The 16,521-nt window shown below is 36.0% G+C and carries 18 protein-coding genes; 11 read left to right on the forward strand and 7 right to left on the reverse strand.

What is annotated here, in order from left to right; genetic code table 11:
- Positions 1 to 58: 58 nt before the first annotated feature.
- A complete protein-coding gene (locus H9632_RS05145) occupies positions 59 to 430 on the reverse strand; it encodes a hypothetical protein (protein WP_191703044.1) in 372 nt (123 codons plus the stop codon).
- Between the two features lie 325 nt (positions 431 to 755).
- Here H9632_RS05145 and H9632_RS05150 point away from each other — a divergent pair, with 325 nt between their 5' ends.
- Genes H9632_RS05150 through H9632_RS05160 form a run of 3 tightly spaced genes read left to right on the forward strand, consistent with a single transcriptional unit; the run spans position 756 to position 4,226 of the window.
- The gene (locus H9632_RS05150) at positions 756 to 1,736 is read left to right on the forward strand and encodes a TAXI family TRAP transporter solute-binding subunit (protein WP_191703045.1); all 981 of its coding nucleotides are present in this window, start codon (positions 756 to 758) and stop codon (positions 1,734 to 1,736) included.
- Positions 1,717 to 2,208, forward strand: a complete 492-nt coding sequence (locus H9632_RS05155; RefSeq protein ID WP_225223685.1) for a DUF1850 domain-containing protein — start codon at positions 1,717 to 1,719, stop codon at positions 2,206 to 2,208. Before H9632_RS05150 ends, H9632_RS05155 begins: the two co-directional genes overlap by 20 nt.
- Entirely contained in the window at positions 2,205 to 4,226 is a 2,022-nt protein-coding gene (locus H9632_RS05160) for a TRAP transporter permease (RefSeq protein ID WP_191703046.1), read from the forward strand. The genes H9632_RS05155 and H9632_RS05160 overlap by 4 nt, the downstream gene beginning before the upstream one ends.
- Before the next feature lie 85 nt (positions 4,227 to 4,311).
- Here H9632_RS05160 and H9632_RS05165 read toward each other — a convergent pair whose 3' ends face one another.
- Entirely contained in the window at positions 4,312 to 4,773 is a 462-nt protein-coding gene (locus H9632_RS05165; RefSeq protein WP_191703047.1) for a DUF2691 family protein, read from the reverse strand.
- Positions 4,774 to 4,840: 67 nt separating this feature from the next.
- On the reverse strand, positions 4,841 to 5,281 hold the full coding sequence (locus H9632_RS05170; protein WP_191703048.1) for a DUF4275 family protein: 441 nt from the start codon (positions 5,279 to 5,281) through the stop codon (positions 4,841 to 4,843).
- Between the two features lie 337 nt (positions 5,282 to 5,618).
- Here H9632_RS05170 and H9632_RS05175 point away from each other — a divergent pair, with 337 nt between their 5' ends.
- Complete coding sequence (locus H9632_RS05175) at positions 5,619 to 6,251, forward strand: hypothetical protein (RefSeq protein ID WP_191703049.1); 633 nt, start codon at positions 5,619 to 5,621, stop codon at positions 6,249 to 6,251.
- A 166-nt stretch (positions 6,252 to 6,417) separates the two neighbouring features.
- On the opposite strand, the gene H9632_RS05180 is transcribed toward H9632_RS05175, so the two are convergent.
- A complete protein-coding gene (locus H9632_RS05180; RefSeq protein ID WP_191703050.1) occupies positions 6,418 to 7,296 on the reverse strand; it encodes a helix-turn-helix transcriptional regulator in 879 nt (292 codons plus the stop codon).
- A gap of 210 nt (positions 7,297 to 7,506) precedes the next feature.
- On the opposite strand from H9632_RS05180, the gene H9632_RS05185 reads away from it, so the two are divergent.
- Entirely contained in the window at positions 7,507 to 9,072 is a 1,566-nt protein-coding gene (locus H9632_RS05185; RefSeq protein WP_191703051.1) for an acyl-CoA dehydrogenase family protein, read from the forward strand.
- 17 nt (positions 9,073 to 9,089) lie between these two features.
- Positions 9,090 to 10,559, forward strand: coding sequence for a class I adenylate-forming enzyme family protein (locus H9632_RS05190; protein WP_191703052.1), 1,470 nt, complete (start codon positions 9,090 to 9,092; stop codon positions 10,557 to 10,559).
- Positions 10,560 to 10,603: 44 nt separating this feature from the next.
- Here H9632_RS05190 and H9632_RS05195 read toward each other — a convergent pair whose 3' ends face one another.
- Together H9632_RS05195 and H9632_RS05200 are read right to left on the reverse strand one after the other, a co-directional pair.
- A complete protein-coding gene (locus H9632_RS05195) occupies positions 10,604 to 11,149 on the reverse strand; it encodes a TetR/AcrR family transcriptional regulator (protein WP_191703053.1) in 546 nt (181 codons plus the stop codon).
- A gap of 141 nt (positions 11,150 to 11,290) precedes the next feature.
- The gene (locus tag H9632_RS05200; RefSeq protein ID WP_191703054.1) at positions 11,291 to 12,304 is read right to left on the reverse strand and encodes a DUF2332 domain-containing protein; all 1,014 of its coding nucleotides are present in this window, start codon (positions 12,302 to 12,304) and stop codon (positions 11,291 to 11,293) included.
- Positions 12,305 to 12,416: 112 nt separating this feature from the next.
- On the opposite strand from H9632_RS05200, the gene H9632_RS05205 reads away from it, so the two are divergent.
- From H9632_RS05205 to H9632_RS05225, 5 genes are all read left to right on the forward strand, one after another.
- Positions 12,417 to 13,304: a LysR family transcriptional regulator gene (locus tag H9632_RS05205; protein ID WP_191703055.1), complete on the forward strand. Its 888-nt coding sequence runs from the start codon at positions 12,417 to 12,419 to the stop codon at positions 13,302 to 13,304.
- Positions 13,305 to 13,784: 480 nt separating this feature from the next.
- Positions 13,785 to 14,201 carry a DUF6188 family protein gene (locus H9632_RS05210; RefSeq protein WP_191703056.1) on the forward strand — a complete coding sequence of 139 codons (417 nt, stop codon included), beginning with the start codon at positions 13,785 to 13,787 and terminating at the stop codon, positions 14,199 to 14,201.
- Between the two features lie 84 nt (positions 14,202 to 14,285).
- Positions 14,286 to 14,783: a hypothetical protein gene (locus H9632_RS05215; RefSeq protein ID WP_191703057.1), complete on the forward strand. Its 498-nt coding sequence runs from the start codon at positions 14,286 to 14,288 to the stop codon at positions 14,781 to 14,783.
- Positions 14,784 to 14,850: 67 nt separating this feature from the next.
- Positions 14,851 to 15,030, forward strand: coding sequence for a hypothetical protein (locus tag H9632_RS05220; RefSeq protein WP_191703058.1), 180 nt, complete (start codon positions 14,851 to 14,853; stop codon positions 15,028 to 15,030).
- 17 nt (positions 15,031 to 15,047) lie between these two features.
- Positions 15,048 to 15,482 carry a hypothetical protein gene (locus H9632_RS05225; protein ID WP_191703059.1) on the forward strand — a complete coding sequence of 145 codons (435 nt, stop codon included), beginning with the start codon at positions 15,048 to 15,050 and terminating at the stop codon, positions 15,480 to 15,482.
- A gap of 220 nt (positions 15,483 to 15,702) precedes the next feature.
- Here the strand turns inward: H9632_RS05225 and H9632_RS05230 are convergent, their stop codons facing one another.
- The gene (locus H9632_RS05230) at positions 15,703 to 16,458 is read right to left on the reverse strand and encodes a class I SAM-dependent methyltransferase (protein ID WP_191703060.1); all 756 of its coding nucleotides are present in this window, start codon (positions 16,456 to 16,458) and stop codon (positions 15,703 to 15,705) included.
- Positions 16,459 to 16,521: the final 63 nt, after the last annotated feature.

Here is a 16,521-nt window from a genome sequence, read left to right on the forward strand (position 1 = left end):
GATCGGTAGTTTAATAAGAAAAGCGATGCTTATAAAAAAATCGAGCTCGATTGCTAATTTACATCTTTGATATTCCATAGATAAAAATACAAAGTAATAAACTGATAATGGTTAAGCCAGCAACTGGAATAGCAAAAACTTTATTGTTTTTAAATTCATAGATTGCTGTAATTGCACCTGCGACGCATAATACTAACCATACTGGTATAAACACAGCATCCGCAATATTTGTTGGTAAAAGAGCGTAACCACTAACTAAGTAAAATACCCAATGAAAAACCAACAGTCCTACTATTACATAAGAAAATTTTCGAGGTGGGTTTCCTTTTTGAACTTTTCTAACAGCTATAAATACAGGAATGAAAAACGTTAAAAATGCAATAATGCCAACAACCATTAAAAATATTAATGAAATTCCAATGATGAACACTCCCTATCACAATACCTGATTGTGTAATCTGACTTATTTTACAATAAAAGGTTGCATCCCCCGATTATTGAATACAAGTAAAACAAGTACTAAACCGACGTTTGATAACATTTGTAGTGCTCGATTTTTTAAATCCCATAATTACTGTTTTCTCCCCAATATCCAGATATCACGATGAAGAAGTTAGAATTTTTAATAAATAGGAGATATGCGCTGAATTTAGCATTTATTCGTAATTTTTAGAATAAATTGTAATATGAGGGTTTTCTTTTTTGTTCTGAATAGCTAAACTAGCAGTATAGTATAAAAAATAAGGAGGAATTTCATGAAGAAAAAATTAATTTTAGCTTCTGCTTTATCATTATCATTGGCACTTGCTGCTTGTAATGGGAATGATGACAAAGAAAATGGGGGAACTGACGCAACTGAAGGTTTGGAAACAAACATCGTAACAATTGCAACAGGTGGTGCGAGTGGTCCTTATAATATCATCGGTACAACGCTTGCTGATCAATACGTTAAAGAGTTTGATGTAAACTCTCGTACGCAAACAACGGGCGCTTCTGTGGAAAACATTAATTTATTGGAACAAGGGAAAGCAGAAATGGCATTTGTCATGAGTGACGCTTTGTCGCAAGCAGTCAATGGAGAAGTAAGTTTTAAAGAACCTATTAAAAATGTATCTCAAATCGCAACATTGTATCCGAACGTCGTACAGATTATCACGAAAGAAGGATCGGGAATTAAAACAATTGAAGATTTAAAAGGAAAACGCATAGCTGTTGGAGATCAAAACTCAGGTGTAGAAATTAATGCCCGCGTATTACTGAATGGGCACGGGATTACATATGAGGATGTGAAAGTGGACTACTTAGGATATGCGGAAGCAGCGGATGGCTTAAAAGCTGGAACAATTGATGCAGCTTTTTTAACGAGTGGTTTACCAAATGCTTCTGTCATGGAGTTAGCTGAAACAACAGGTATCCAATTAGTATCAGTAAACGCTGATAAAGTAGCAGAAATTGCAAAAGAACATCCGTACTTTATTTCGTATGATATCGCAGTAGATACGTACAAAAATGAAGAAGCGATTACAACAGCGGCTGTGCCAAACGCTCTGGTTGTTCGTACGGATATGAGTGAAGATGATGTATATGATTTAACGAAGAAATTCTTTGAAAGTATACCTACTCTTCAAAATTCACATCAAGCTGCAAATGATATTACATTAGATGCTGCACAAGAAAGCGTAGTGGCACCAATTCACCCAGGTGCACAACGTTATTATGATGAGCAAAAGAAGTAAGAGCTTTACAATCGGAGGAGCGGTAGTAATCGCCCTCCTTTTCGCTTCTTTTTTCTTGAATTTTTCAGTAGTAACTGTCGAGGCGGATGAGCAGATATATTGGTCTTGGCAGGACACATTTGGACTGGCATGGATTCATTCGGTGGAAAAAGAAGAATGGATAGAGTTTTATGAAATAAAAAATGATCAACTACTTTTAACACACACGTCATTTAAAACGTTCGGGGCGGGGGTCCCCAGCACACCTAATGACGGAAAAAATTCTGTGCTTGAAAACGGCTATGTGACGATGGACATCGACAGAATGTTCCAATCTCTGCAATTAGTTGTGTCTGAGAACGTACAAAGCACATTTGTGATAGAAGGAAAGGAAATTCCATTGTACAAGCTGACAAAAAATTATGAAGCGGTTACCATTTCCGTAACGAACCTCTCTTTATGGGATATGGTATTTAAGGGGGTAAAGTTATGACAGAAGAAAAAAAAGAAAAGGTGTTAGCTGAAGAAATTTCGAGTGAGAAAGTACAGGAAGTGCTCGAAAAATACGATACTGATTCCAAAGTACGGAAATACAGTAACAAAAGTTTAGTCATCCTGCTGAGTATTTTAGGCATTCTGTATTCAATATTCCATTTGTATATTACGTTTAATCCGATTCCGACCCTGTTATTGCGTTCAGTTCACTTACTGTTTGCCATGGGGCTTGTGTTTTTAATCTATCCAACCTTCAACAAACAACGAAGAGACAAAATTCCTTTTTATGATTGGATTTTATTTGCTTTAAGTATTGGAGCTTGTGGCTACTTATTTGTAGAATATCAGGATATTGTTTCCACGCGGGGTGGTATTCCGAACACAATAGATATTATCGTTGCGATCATGACGGTTCTATTAGTACTAGAAACCGCAAGACGTGTAACAGGGTGGGTTTTACCAGTTTTGGCATTGGTATTCCTAAGTTATCCGTTCTTCAGTCACCAAGGTTGGCTACCACGTATGATGATGACGCGAGAATTTGACTTAGGTGATATTTTCGGTCAATTGTTCTTAAAAACAGAAGGATTATTTTCAACAGCCATCGGAGCTTCCGTGCAATTCATTTTCCTATTCATTTTGTTTGGTGCTTTTTTATCTAAATCTGGAATGGGTCAGTTCTTTAACGATTTAGCACTTGCTTTAGCAGGACATAAACAAGGGGGACCTGCCAAAGTGGCGGTTATCTCTAGTGCATTTATGGGGAGTATTAATGGATCCGCCGTTGCGAATGTTGTCGGAACAGGAGCTTTTACTATTCCTTTAATGAAAAAAATCGGGTATAAAAAAGATTTCGCTGGAGCCGTAGAGGCAAGTGCCTCCATAGGTGGACAAATTCTGCCGCCTGTTATGGGAGCGAGTGCCTTCATTATGGCGGAAACAACAGGTATTAGTTACGGTACGATTGCACTTGCTGCTGTCATTCCCGCACTTTTATACTTTTTAGGGGTAATTATGCAAGTACATTTTAGGGCAGGGCGAGATGGATTAAAAGGCATTCCAAAGCCAGACCTCCCACGTGTAAAGGAAGTATTATTAGACAAAGGTCATTTAATCATTCCGCTTGTGGCGCTGGTTGCACTACTCGGTTCAGGAATGCCTGTTGCACATGCTGCCTTTTGGACAATTGTTTTAACCGTTGTTGTGGCAGCTGTTCGAAAACATACACGCATGTCGTTTAAAGATATTTTGTTCGCGTTAGAAGACGGAGCACGTCAATCTCTTTCAACTGTTATTGCCTGTGGTGTTGTTGGTATTATTATCGGTGTAGTGAATTTGACAAGCTTTGGTTCAACTTTAACGTCTGCCATTACTACACTTGGTTCAGGTAGCTTATTTTTGACATTATTCCTTACGATGATTGCTTCAATTATTCTCGGAATGGGGCTTCCAAGTATTCCAGCATATATTATTACAGCAACGATGGTCGCACCTGCACTTGCGGATTTTGGAGTTCCGCTTTTAGTGGCGCATATGTTTGTGTTCTATTTCGGTATTTTTGCCAATATCACACCACCTGTCGCACTTGCTTCATTTGCTGCAGCAGGGCTTTCGGGAGGAAGTCCTATGAAAACTGGCGCCGTGTCCGTTCGCTTAGCACTCGCAGGATTTATTGTCCCGTATTTATTCGTATACGCTCCTGCGATGCTCTTAATTGATCCGACAGGACTACCAATGAACGCAACTGAATTTCCGTGGGCATCGATACCCGACATTTTATCAGTAACCGTTTCATCAATTTTGGGTGTAGTGGGGATTGGTGCGGCACTCGAGGGGTATTTCAAAACCTATATGAACGTAATCACCCGTATCATTTTAGCAGCAGGTGCATTATTACTCATAGTCCCTGAGTTCTATACGGATGTAGTTGGTGGTTTAATTGTAGTGGGCATTTTTGTATTTAATACGTTACAAAACACTAGAGAAGAAAACCTAGCAAAAGAAGTCGTTGAATAATATAAAGAAAACGTAAGATTCTCCAATTTTCAAAATAATAAAAGGAAAATGCGAAACTCTAGCATTTTCCTTTTTTATTTCAAATTTAAAAGATTTCAAAAGTAGTTCGGCTGTCATTATCATCTGTAATATAGGCTACATTTTCATATTTCGAAGCTATCGCCTGTTCGTACAATAGTGTAAGGACTTGCGGATCTTTTGCATAAATGGTTACATAGGAACAATCGACAAGTAAAAGTACAAATTCACATTGGCTGTTCAAAAAATCTTCATAAGTAGTAAAATCTCTCACATGAAGAGGATCAGGAAAAGCTTTTAAGTCCGCAAATAGTACATAATAATCGCTTTCAGAAATTCTTTTATAAAAAGCGTCTCCTGTATATACATGTGGTTTCGGGAATAGGGGGCTACCTAATTGATCATTTTCAATATAATAAGCCTCCTCACCACCAGTCTTCCAAAAATAATTTTTGAAATCGAAAGCATTTAATATGTCTAGCAAGTATTGTCCGTATCTGTTTGGAATCTCAAAAGATAGTCCTCTCATCTGAAATTCTTCCTCCTTCCCAATCTTCTAACATCACGGCAATGGTATGATGCATAATTTTATCTCCTCAGTTCAAGTAGTCTGCCTCACTATAGTAAGGGCCAAAGTCACTTTCATGTGTTACTACGTATGTCCAAGTAAAATGCTCGTCTACAATATAGACATCTTCTTCCTGTTCAAAATAAGTCGCTTTTAGTGTGTTTGCTCGTTCAATTAACAAAACTTCTGGTAATCGTTGATGAAACACGTAGCACTTTGGTTTCGTTTTCATATCAAAGGCTTTGTTAGCGGCTGTTTTTACAAAATGGGATTTTCGTTCATTGCTAAAAACATGCCATAAATAGCCACAGTAATAACGATCTCCGTAAAGATATAATTTTTCTTTTTCACTTTCATTTAAATGGTGAACGAAAGCATCTTCCCAGCGTTTACGGAAATAGGGGGCAAAGTAGAGATATTCTTTAAATTTGATATTATTTTTTTCAAGCTGCTTGATTAATTGATCCATATATACCTCCAATGATTTGATATATGTTACTACCATTAAACCTGAAAATCAACTGGCTAGCCAGGGCGGAAATTTGGTTACTCCAGAATAGGATATGGAGAAAACCGTGATTTGAGTGAAGCACAGCATGATTACGGGCAATAAGTGCAATGATAAACAAGGATTATGAATATTTAGAAGGAATTCTTGCCCCTACAGTAAAACTTAATAAAGAGCATAATACGATTTTACGAGTTTACATTTGTTTGGAAAGAGAAGAGTGGGAATTATCTACTGGAATCAATTTATACTAATTAGGGTAATTTCAAATAACAAGAAAATGGTAACAGGAGGAAAAATGAAAAATATTAGAGGGCTTTTAATTTTAGTCATAAGTTTGCTTATGCTTTCTGGATGTAATGAGGATGAAAAGCAACCGGTTTCTACTACCAACACTGAAGAAATTAGTCTAGACAAAGAAACTGAAAAAGAATTATTAGCATTGACTGAAGAGATATTTTCGCTGTTGAAGGAGTCTAACTACGAAAAAGTAGCTGAAAAGGTTGATTCAGAACATGGAGTTACTTTTGCATTCTATGCGGATTTTGGGAATCCCGAAGGCTATGGAGGAGAATATGTAAACTTAACAAAGCAGGAGATAAGTAAAAGTAATGATACAAAGTATTTATGGGGAGCAGATGAATCAGATAAAGAATTTGAAATGTCCTTAGATGAATATGTTCAACAGTTCCTCTTACGAAGCTGGGGAAGAAGAGAAGTAGATTATAGTATTATTACATTCAATGAACCAGCAGAGAATTTTGCAGGTGTTTTTAATACCATCCATGATTATTATCCGGATGCTAAATACGTAGAATACTATTCGCCTGGAGAAACGGAGCATTTGTTCCAATCACTGCGGTTCATCTACCAAGAAAGAGATGGAGAATGGTATCTTATCGGAATAGCTCGTGATGTAGCTACTTTATGACAAATTGCATGTAATGTTTGTTTTAAGTAAATTCATTCCTAAGCATTTGGTGCTGGGCTCCATTTGATAGCAGGCGAGTTATTAATAATAAACTAAATTCCAGATCATAAGGAGTAGGCCTTTAATCTGGAATTTAGTTTCAAGCAATAATATTGAATTGGCTTATTTAGAAATCATCAAATCCTAAATTTACCGGCTCTAACGGCAGGTCTCCATCAGAACCAATCATATTTGTAGTGGCTACGGATTTCTCCACTTCTTCAAATTTAATCCCATCAATCCATGCTTCTCCTGCTCCAGAGAGTAAAAGTCCAAAATGAATAGAAGCACTATCTTCGGGTACATCCAGTACAATCGAGTAGTAGTTCCAATCTGTCGTACCATGGATAGCACGATTGTCCATATTATCAAATTGGAGTAAATCTCCGTTTTTAGAGTCAATACGGCACCACGCACCACATTTCATCGCTTCCTTTGTTTTGATAAAACAAGACATTTTGAAGCGTTTGCCGACCCAATTTTTTGCCGAAAAAGATTGCATCATTGTGCCAAATTGCACCTCATCCATAGCTCCCGTGCAACCTAGATAACCGGATTTTGTTCCGGTATGAAATACTTTAGTATCTGCTTTCATCGTGTACGCTGCTGGATTTGTCCCACTTAAAAACCAGCCCTTTACTTCGTTTGATGTCGTCATTTCCTGTTCCTCCGTTCGCATAATTGATTTCATTAGATTGCGGTATTTTCCAGGTGGCATATTGTATAGCTCTTTGAATGCTCTAGTAAACGCTTCTTGAGACTGGAAATGGCATTCAAGTGAAATTTCCATAATGCTTAAATCGGAATGCAGCAGGAATAGAGAAGCCATTGCAAGACGCCTTTTTCGAATATACTCTCCGATCGTTAAACCCGTTTCCTTTTTAAAACTTCTTGTTAAATGAAACTTAGAATAGCCAATTTTCTTTGCATAATCTTCTAGTTGCCAATGTTCCAAAAGATGATCCTCTAGTGTAGTAATGATATCCTGCACGATTAAACTATACATTGCTATCCACCTCTAGAATTAGTATAACGGAGAAATGATTGATTTTTTTGATAATTATTGCGGTACGGGTTTTTTCGCTCAAAATGGATTCAGTATGTAACGTAGTGGTACATATAAAAAAATTATAAAATATTTAATTGTAATTAAAGTAAACGATGTTTACTTTTCGGTTTTTATCAGATAGAATTTTAGTTAAAAGGAGGATATTTAATGATTGAAATAGATAATAACGTAAAATATTCATTTGAAGAGTTTTTGAGTCAGCGTACAGCATTGAATGATTTAGACAATCCATTTCTCCAAAAGGTGTTACAAAATTTCACTGGCTCTGAATTTGAAGATCTAATGAACACGATAACCCCTTTTAGTGAAAAAGTATCGAATGATTGGAGAAAAGCTATTTCTGAATATGCCCGACCTGAAAATCATCCGAAGATCCGCCATTTCGATGCTTTTAATAATCGAATTGATAGAATCATTCGACCGCAAGAGGCCGTACAAATAACAAAGGAAATTTTTAGTGAGGCTATTTTTTCTGAACAAAACGTAGGATATGCAGGAATTGTTAAGCGCTATTTATTGCATAGCAATGGAGAAGCGGCGATTTCATGTCCTCTTGTTTGTACTGATGGACTGATTGCTTTAATAGAGGCTTTTTATGATGAGGTGCCAGAAGAGGTGAAATACATTCATCAACATGTGAAAGAAGGTATTGATGGGGATTTTGGCATCGGTGCTCAATATATGACCGAAATGCAAGGGGGCTCTGACATACCGGCAAATGTTTTAAAAGCAGTCCCGGACGGAGATATGTACAGATTATACGGGCATAAATTCTTTTGTTCTGCTGTTCATTCGGATTACGCGGTGGTCACAGCAAGAATTGAATCTACGAATCATGTTGCGACATTTATCGTTCCTTCATGGTTACCAGGTAACAAAGAAAAAGAAATTCGTAATCATTATGAAATTAATCGCTTGAAATGGAAAATTGGTACAAGTGAATTGCCCTCAGGAGAAATTCAATACGACGGAGCACTTGCTTACAAAATAGGACCAGAAAATAAAGGTGTTGCTCTCGCAGTAAGTTTAGTATTAACGAGATCGCGATTAGATATCGGCTTTGGAAGCGGTGGATTCTTAATGCGTGCTGCACGGGAAGCGAAGTTATATGCATCGTTTAGAGATGTGTTTGGTAGAAAAATTGAACAGTTTCCAATGGCAGCTGCACAGTTAGCCGATTTAGAATATGCAGCAAAAAGGACCGTTGCAACAGCGTTCGATGTTTATAAGAGATTTGAGCAATTACAGAATGCTACAGAATTAGAAGCTTTCGCAATGCGCGAGCTTATTTTACTACAAAAAATCTACACATCCAAAGAAACGGTTGATAAGTTACGATTGGCAATTTCTATATTTGGTGGTAATGGAGCTATTGAGGATTTCAATGATATTGCCAGATTGTTTCGAGATAGCTTAGTAAATGAATTATGGGAAGGGCCTCGTAATGTATTATTAGCTCAAATGTACCGGGATTTACTAAAGTCGCAGTGGTCGATAGAAGATGTGTTAAAGCAGATGTTTCCGCAACTTTCAAAAGATGAAATAACTGAATATTCAAACGAAATAAAAGAGATAGCTTCGATTAATTTAGTTGATTTACCGAATGCAGAGAATATGAAGGCTGCTCGTAGATGGGAAGCATTGTGGGAAGAATTATTTGTTTCATACCAAGAAAATGTTACAAAGCCATTTGAGGATTTACCAATCTTATAATTTAAGGGGATGGGATTATGAATATTGGACAAGTTTTAGCAAGTCGTGCAGCATTATTAGGAGAAAAAGTAGGATTTATTCATAATGAGAAGCAGATTACTTTTGCAGAAATGAATATGCGAGCAAATAGTTTTTCACAATTTTTACAGCAAGAAGGTTTTAAAGCAGGGGATAAGATTGCGTTACTTTGTAAAAATAATGAGCATGTTATTGCAGCATTTTTCGGAGCTGCAAAATTAGGCATTGTAACAGTAATGTTAAATTACCGATTACAAGCAGCAGAACTTCAGTATATTGTAGAGCATAGCGATGCAAAATTACTCATTCATGATGAAGTGTTTAAAGAAGTTACTTCTCAATTAGGGGTGACGGCAATTGGTACAGATGAGCTTCAGAAGCTTTATATGATAACAGCTCAAGAGCCTTTATATGTAACAGCAGATCATGAGCCGATTTTAATAATGTATACGTCAGGTACTACAGGAAAGCCAAAAGGCGCTTTACTTTCTCATATTAATTTACAGGCTGCTTCAATTGGTCTTAGCCATACAATTGATTGGTGGGAGCAAGACCGTTTCTTAATGGTAGCACCATTCTTCCATATAGGAGGCTTTGCGCCTTTAATAACTAATATTCATGTAGGGGCTACTATGATTTTAATGGAAGATTTCCACCCAGTTGACGCATGGAAAGCAATTCAAATACATCAAATTACAACAATGATGACTGTTCCCGCGATGTTATCATTCATGCTACAAACCTATCCGGTGGTAAAGTCGGATGTATCTTCATTGCGTAATATTTCTTGTGGGGCATCAGTTGTTCCGGCATCACTTATTCTCGGTTTTAGGCAGCTAGGTGTACCGATTCAACAAGTGTACGGTGTAACAGAATTTACAGGTGGTGTATCGTTCTGGAAGGAGACACAGAATAAAGAGAAATTTACGTCAATGGGAAAACCAGTGATGCAATGTGGTATTCGCATTGTTGATATTGAAACAAAGGAACCAGTGTCTACTGGAACAATCGGGGAAATTGTTCTTAGTGGTCCACAAGTGTTTGTTGGTTACTACAAAAACATTGAGGGTTACAATCAAACCGTTCGGAATGGTGAACTGTTTACAGGGGATGTTGGTTATTTTGATGAGGACGGTTTCTTATATGTAGTGGATCGCTTAAAAGATATGATTATCAGCGGTGGAGAAAACATTTATTCTGCAGAGCTCGAATTGACATTAGCACAGCATGAGGCAGTACTTGAAGTAGCTGTAGTAGGTGTACCTAATGAGCGTTGGGGTGAAGTTCCTCGTGCATACGTTGTTGTAAAAGAAAATCATTCTGTAACAGAAGATGATATTATTGGATTCTGTAAAGAAAGGCTTGCCTCTTATAAATGTGTAAAAGAAGTAAGTTTTATAGAGCAATTACCTCGGAATGCAGTTGGAAAAATTCTTAAAAATCATTTAAAAGTAGCAAATCCAGTTTAATTTATTTATAGGGTGATAGGGTATTAAGCCACTATCACCTTGTTTTATAATCTTTTTTTTAATTGCATAATATAATAATCAGCGAGCCTCTGAATAGCATCAAAATTAGTTTCATCATTTCGATCCGGTATTTTCTTATATGAAATAATTAAACCGTTTAAAGTAGAAAATAATAATTGTGCTTCGATTTTTGCGTTTTCCCCTGCTATCATATTTTCGAGTAAATCCAGGAAATAATTAATTTCATTTGAAATCGGCAATATATTTTTTTCGTTCTCTTTATCTAATGAAAAATAGGTCATAATTTCAAATAATACTTCAGAAATTAACATGTGATGTAAATATGTTTTGACCAATGCTTCCAATGTTTCGGCAGTTTGTAATACATTTATTAGCTCCTGACTTGCAGACTGCATTGCAGCATAATATAAATCTTCCTGGGTATCGTAATATTTATAAATAGATGCTGGTGAAATGCCGGCAGCTTTTGCAATTTGACGGATTGTTACATTTTTGAAGGATTGCTTACTAAATAATTTTATGGACTCTTTTAATATATTTTGTTTTGTAAGTTCACCTTTTGTCTTCATATTTTCTCCTTTAGGAATAATAGTTAATAAATTCATTATATCGATTAATATCGAATATCTAAAGGGGGTGAGAAGATCTTGGAGTCCTTTTCATTCGAAATAGCCAAAAGGGTCAATCGCATCAGTAATTAGAACGATTTTTTAATTCCAATAAAAATAAAGCCCATGCCCATCCGTATTTTTCAATACTTTTAAGTTAGTTGTCTCATTCGAATTGATATAATCCACATGTAAATGTTGATCGTACATATTATTATAAACATGGTAAATCGGTGTTTTGCTGCTTAAATTATTGATCATTGATAATAAGTCTTCCTTTAATTCTAAAGGGAACTGATTAGCAACATGCGTATGAAAAATGACAATTTGTGTTTCTTCATTTAGTTCGCCAATATACTGTGGAATCAACTTTCTGAAATCACCTTCTAATAAAGTTTTCTCACAGTTTAAATGGATTTCGCGCGCCTTTTTTAAATTTTCTTTTCGTTGCTGTTGCTCTGGCCAAATTAAGCATTGGAGCCAATAATAGTCGTCTTCCTCTTTTAAGTCGATAATGTTTAAGTCAATTCCTAAGCGGTTTTTAATTTCAAACGTATCTATCCCGATTAAAGTATCTCCTAAATTCTTCGCGTGTATCTGAAGGGAACTTCCTTTAGCTCCATAATGAATAGGATCAGATTGATGAATTTCATATTGATAATAATCAAGGTTTAATAATAATCCTGCACTTGTTCCAATCTCAATAAGTGTTAATGGTTTGTTACTTCGTTTAAAAATTTCATGGAAAATGGGGTACAGGTAGGCTGCTCGTTGAACCTCATTTGTTTGCACTTTTTTCGTTTGGAATAATTGAATTAACTCGTGTTTATTTTCCTTACAGAAATCCTTTAATAAATGAAAGTTCGTTTCGAATTCGGTTTCTTCCAGGTGAAGAAAACAGTGAGCTAATGGTCGTCTTGATCTTAATGCTAAATATTGCACCGAAGCAAAAAAGAGATTTGGTTTCGGTTGTGTCTTGGGAATATGCTCGATTAAATCCAGCAGAAAATCATCCTGAACGATGCGATGGCACCAAAATTCATATAGAGGGCTGTTATCTTTTGCTTCCATTTCTGCAAAGCGTTTAAAAGTTGAGATATTTTGATTTTTTCCCATGTTCATACCTTCTTTCTTTTAAGTGACTTTATCGTATAATAAAAGTTAAATTAACTGAATTAATAAAAATTAATAAAATTGATTAATATTATTAATTAGAAGAAGGTGAATCATGGAGTTAAAATGGTTGAAAACTTTCGTGACAGTTTATGAGTGCGGCAATTTTAGGGTAGCTGCTGAAAAGTTATTTATTTCGCAACCAAGCATTTCCGTACATATAAAATTATTGGAAGAAGATTTAAAGGTACCTCTCTTTGTGAGAAATCATACACAAATTCAACTTACAAGAGAAGGAGATTATTTTTATCCTTTAGCGAAAGAGATTTTAGAGAAGGTTAATGAAAATAAAAAGTTATTATTAACGTATTCAAATTCTGAAAAGATCCAATTATCCATTGCGCTGTCTCCAATATTGGTAACAACAAAACTACCAGAAATTTTGTATGAATTTATGTCCCATTTTACAAACTACGAGCTTGATATCGTAATAGAAGAATCACATGATATAGATGTTTTAATTCGCTTACAAACGGTTCACCTTGCGATAGGTACAAGCAACAGTAAGTTTAAAGATATTCATGCAGAAAAATTACAAACAAGTCCACTTGTTTTAGCTTACTCACCTTCATTCAAAGATGAAGATAAAAAAATATCTATTATCTTGTCAGAACTATTAAAGGGTTATCCAATGTTTGTAGGCTATTTGGAGGGAATAGAGCCGCTATTAACACTAATTGAACAAGAGCACAAAATTGCCCGGAAAAATACAATAAAAGAAAGCAATATCGTGAAACAACTAGTATTAGGCGGTTTAGGAATTGGGTTTTTACCTAAGTTTCTCATAGAAGAAGAACTGGCAGAGGGGAGATTAAAAATTTTAGAATTAAAACCGCATATGCATTTGTTTCCTGTAGAAATTTATATGAAGCACGTTCGAGAGAGCGAGCAATTATTGCCTTTATTAAACTTTATTAGAAAAAAATATAATTCGAATTTTTAACAGCACCAATTAAAAAGCCTTTAAAGTTTGTTTTCAGTATTTAGTGGATAAATGTTAGGTCACTGGACAGGCATGCGCCAATATCGGATTGAATACATTTATCTTGATTTGTTTAGTTTATTAAAGCATTTAAATTTTAGGGCAGCAGCGCTCGCTTAGATCATGTGCCCCCCTAATAATGCTATACTTATAAATAATTTTTATCTTTTGTAAATTGAATTGCGTAAGGAGATAAATAGCGGAAGGAATTTCCGTTATTTCGAAAATGACATAAAAAATAGTCGAAATAAGGGAAGAAAATTCCGCTATTGACCTAAAAGACGTGAAATATCGGGATTTTATTTGAAATAACGGAAAAACGTTCCCTTATTTATCCCGAAATGAGCTACATCCTTCGAATAACGGTAAAATCTTCCCTTATTTTAGGCGGGCACTATACGTTATGGTGATGAACGCATTTTGTTTTAAAGGAGACTGAACATGACGGAACATATACACATACAGCATTTAATGGAAAAATGCGTTCTACATGAAACAATCGATAGTCTTCATTTTTGGGGACCTGCCATACAGCTTTCAACAAGCAATAGTCGCTATGATGAAGTGACACTTCGAATTGAGGGAACGTTTAAGTTGACGCAAAATGGTGAGACAACCGTTGTGAAACGAGAGGCGAAAGATAAATTATTGTATTTGACTGCACTCGCTCGTCAGAAAATTTCGTTAGTTCAATTACTACTACCGAACAATCTTTGCCTTCAATTTGTATCAGGAATGCAGCTAGAAGTGATTGGAGATAATGATCAATTTGAGGGCTGGCAATTACAGGCGCAAGTGGACGATGATGTTGTATTAATCGTTGCAGGACCTGGTGAGCAATTGTCGTTATTTGAATAAAAAGCTGCCATCAAGTCGTAGCATAGAGCACGTCGGATGACCAAGTTTGCGATTGCATTCAAGTGAAAGGGAAGGGTTGCCAGTATGAAGTTTGTTCCGTATAAAAATAACGTACGATCTTTGAAATTAGACGACAGCTTTTCCGCTTACGAAATCGTGAGCGAACAGCAAACACCGATTGTTATGCAAACGTTCGCACAAAGTCGTTGGACGTTCCCGATGACGCTTTATTTTGGATCGTATTCGTTTGAAAAAGATGAGATTTTGAACGCGCCTTACCCAGTCAAAGAAATGGCAACGATTAAAAAAATTATTCGTTTCTCAACGAAAGGCTTTCACCGGGAGTACTTACCCGCATTTGTCCTGCAAATCGAAAATGAAGAAATGCTCGAGCATGCGTTGGAGGAGTTTTTCTATGTTGCCGAGCAAAATTTGTTTTTTGCGTTAACGAATGAGCCAAGTCTAACGTATAAAGGCTATCACGTCACGACGACGAGTGAAACGGTGGAAATTATATTCGCAGATTATGACGGACAGGCGGCGATTTTTTTGATTAACAGTAAGAAGGATCTTTATGAGTAAAATTATTGAACCATTTATCATAGGTCAGTCAAAACAGAACGAGCAGAAGTAGAGATACGTTAATATTATGATGCACATGGATCATGATGAAGGAAAGTTGTGTTCGGGTACGTTTTATGGTGACGTAGTCGACACGAAGAAGCTTTCATTTTTATCCAACATTGATTATCCAACCTTACCAACTGGGGCACATATTCAATTTGTCGATGCGTTTACAGGAGTGGTTTACTGGTTTGATAATCGGTAAAGGGAGGTGAGGACAAGATGGAACAATTTATTCTAAATGGACAAATTGTGAATGTGGATGTTCAGAAGACAAAAGATTTATATAAGGAACTTCCTTTAGTTTCTGAAAAAGAACATTGTGGTTGTTCAGATTGTGCTTACTATGCAAAAGCAATTGTTCATACCACTCCAGCAATCCAACAGTTTTTTGAACAATTCGGCTTAGATCCTAGGAAAGAAGCTGAAGTATGGAGAGCTTGCAAAAATGATGACGGTACCTATTATTATGTAGCAGATTATCATTTTATTGGCGAAATCCCTAATGTTAGAGAATTAGATTGGATTGACATAGATGATGCGTCATTCGGTTTAACAAATCATACTGGAAGTTTGACTTCTCCAATGATTCCCGAAACGTTTACTCCACCTATTATTGAGATGGCTGTAAAAATTAATTTGCGCTCTGATATTTAGAGAACAGCAGACGTATAGAGATTCCTAAACACGTAGAGGATGCTATTAATTGTAGAATCATCGCTTAAATAATTCCCGGGGAGATTAAAGTCAGATGCAATAGTCTTTGTGAGTCCTGCTTATTAAATTTTATTTGAGAAAAATATAATTCGAATTTTTAATAGCACCAATTAAAAAGCCCCTTCTAATATAGAAGGGGGGAAATCTTAAGGCACCCGTATTAAACTTCCTTTACCCTTGCATGAATCACCATCGAAATACTATTTGCATCAAAGACTGCTTTTGTCCAGGAACCATAAATATGAATTAGTTCAAATCCATGCTGTTCTAGAAGCCGTTTCATTTCTAATGGATATGTATATCTTAAATTAATACTATCTATATATTCATTTTGTGTAGATATATAGGTGGAAGTACAATGCAATATTTGTGTTAAAGGATCATAATTTTCCTTGTTGACGACGTGGAATGTTTCACCATTTTTCTTTACAGTTTCCTCATAAATTTCTTCTTTCGCAAGTTCATGGAGAATCGGATTTCGCGTATCAAATAGAAATTCGCCACCTGGATTTAAATGCTTTTTGACTGATTTAAAAAGAGCATTTTGGCTTTCGTTCGTTAAGAAATGTTGAAAGGAATTACCGGTCATATAAATAAAATTTGATTTAATTGGTAAGTTCAATTGTGTGCAGTCTTGTACACTTAATTGAATGTCAACATCTTCACTAAGGGCCTTTTTCTGTGCAAAATCCAGCATACCTTGATCAATATCAACACCATAAACCGTATGACCTTTTTTGGCTAATGGGATGGCCAAGCGTCCTGTACCACAAGCAAGTTCAATAATGGCGCTCTTGTTTTCTCCTAAATAAGCCTCGATAAAATTTAAATCTGCTGTGTAATTTTTATAAGTCTCATCATATTCTTCCGGTAGTTTGTATTTAGAGAGATTATCACTGAATTCATTTATTAACATATAGTTAGTTACCTCGCAATTTTGGTTAAGTTGATAAGCCGCCTATCATTAAAATGACAAACG

It is taken from the genome of Solibacillus merdavium (genome assembly GCF_014836935.1).
GTDB classification, from domain to species: Bacteria; Bacillota; Bacilli; order Bacillales_A; family Planococcaceae; genus Solibacillus; species Solibacillus ferritrahens.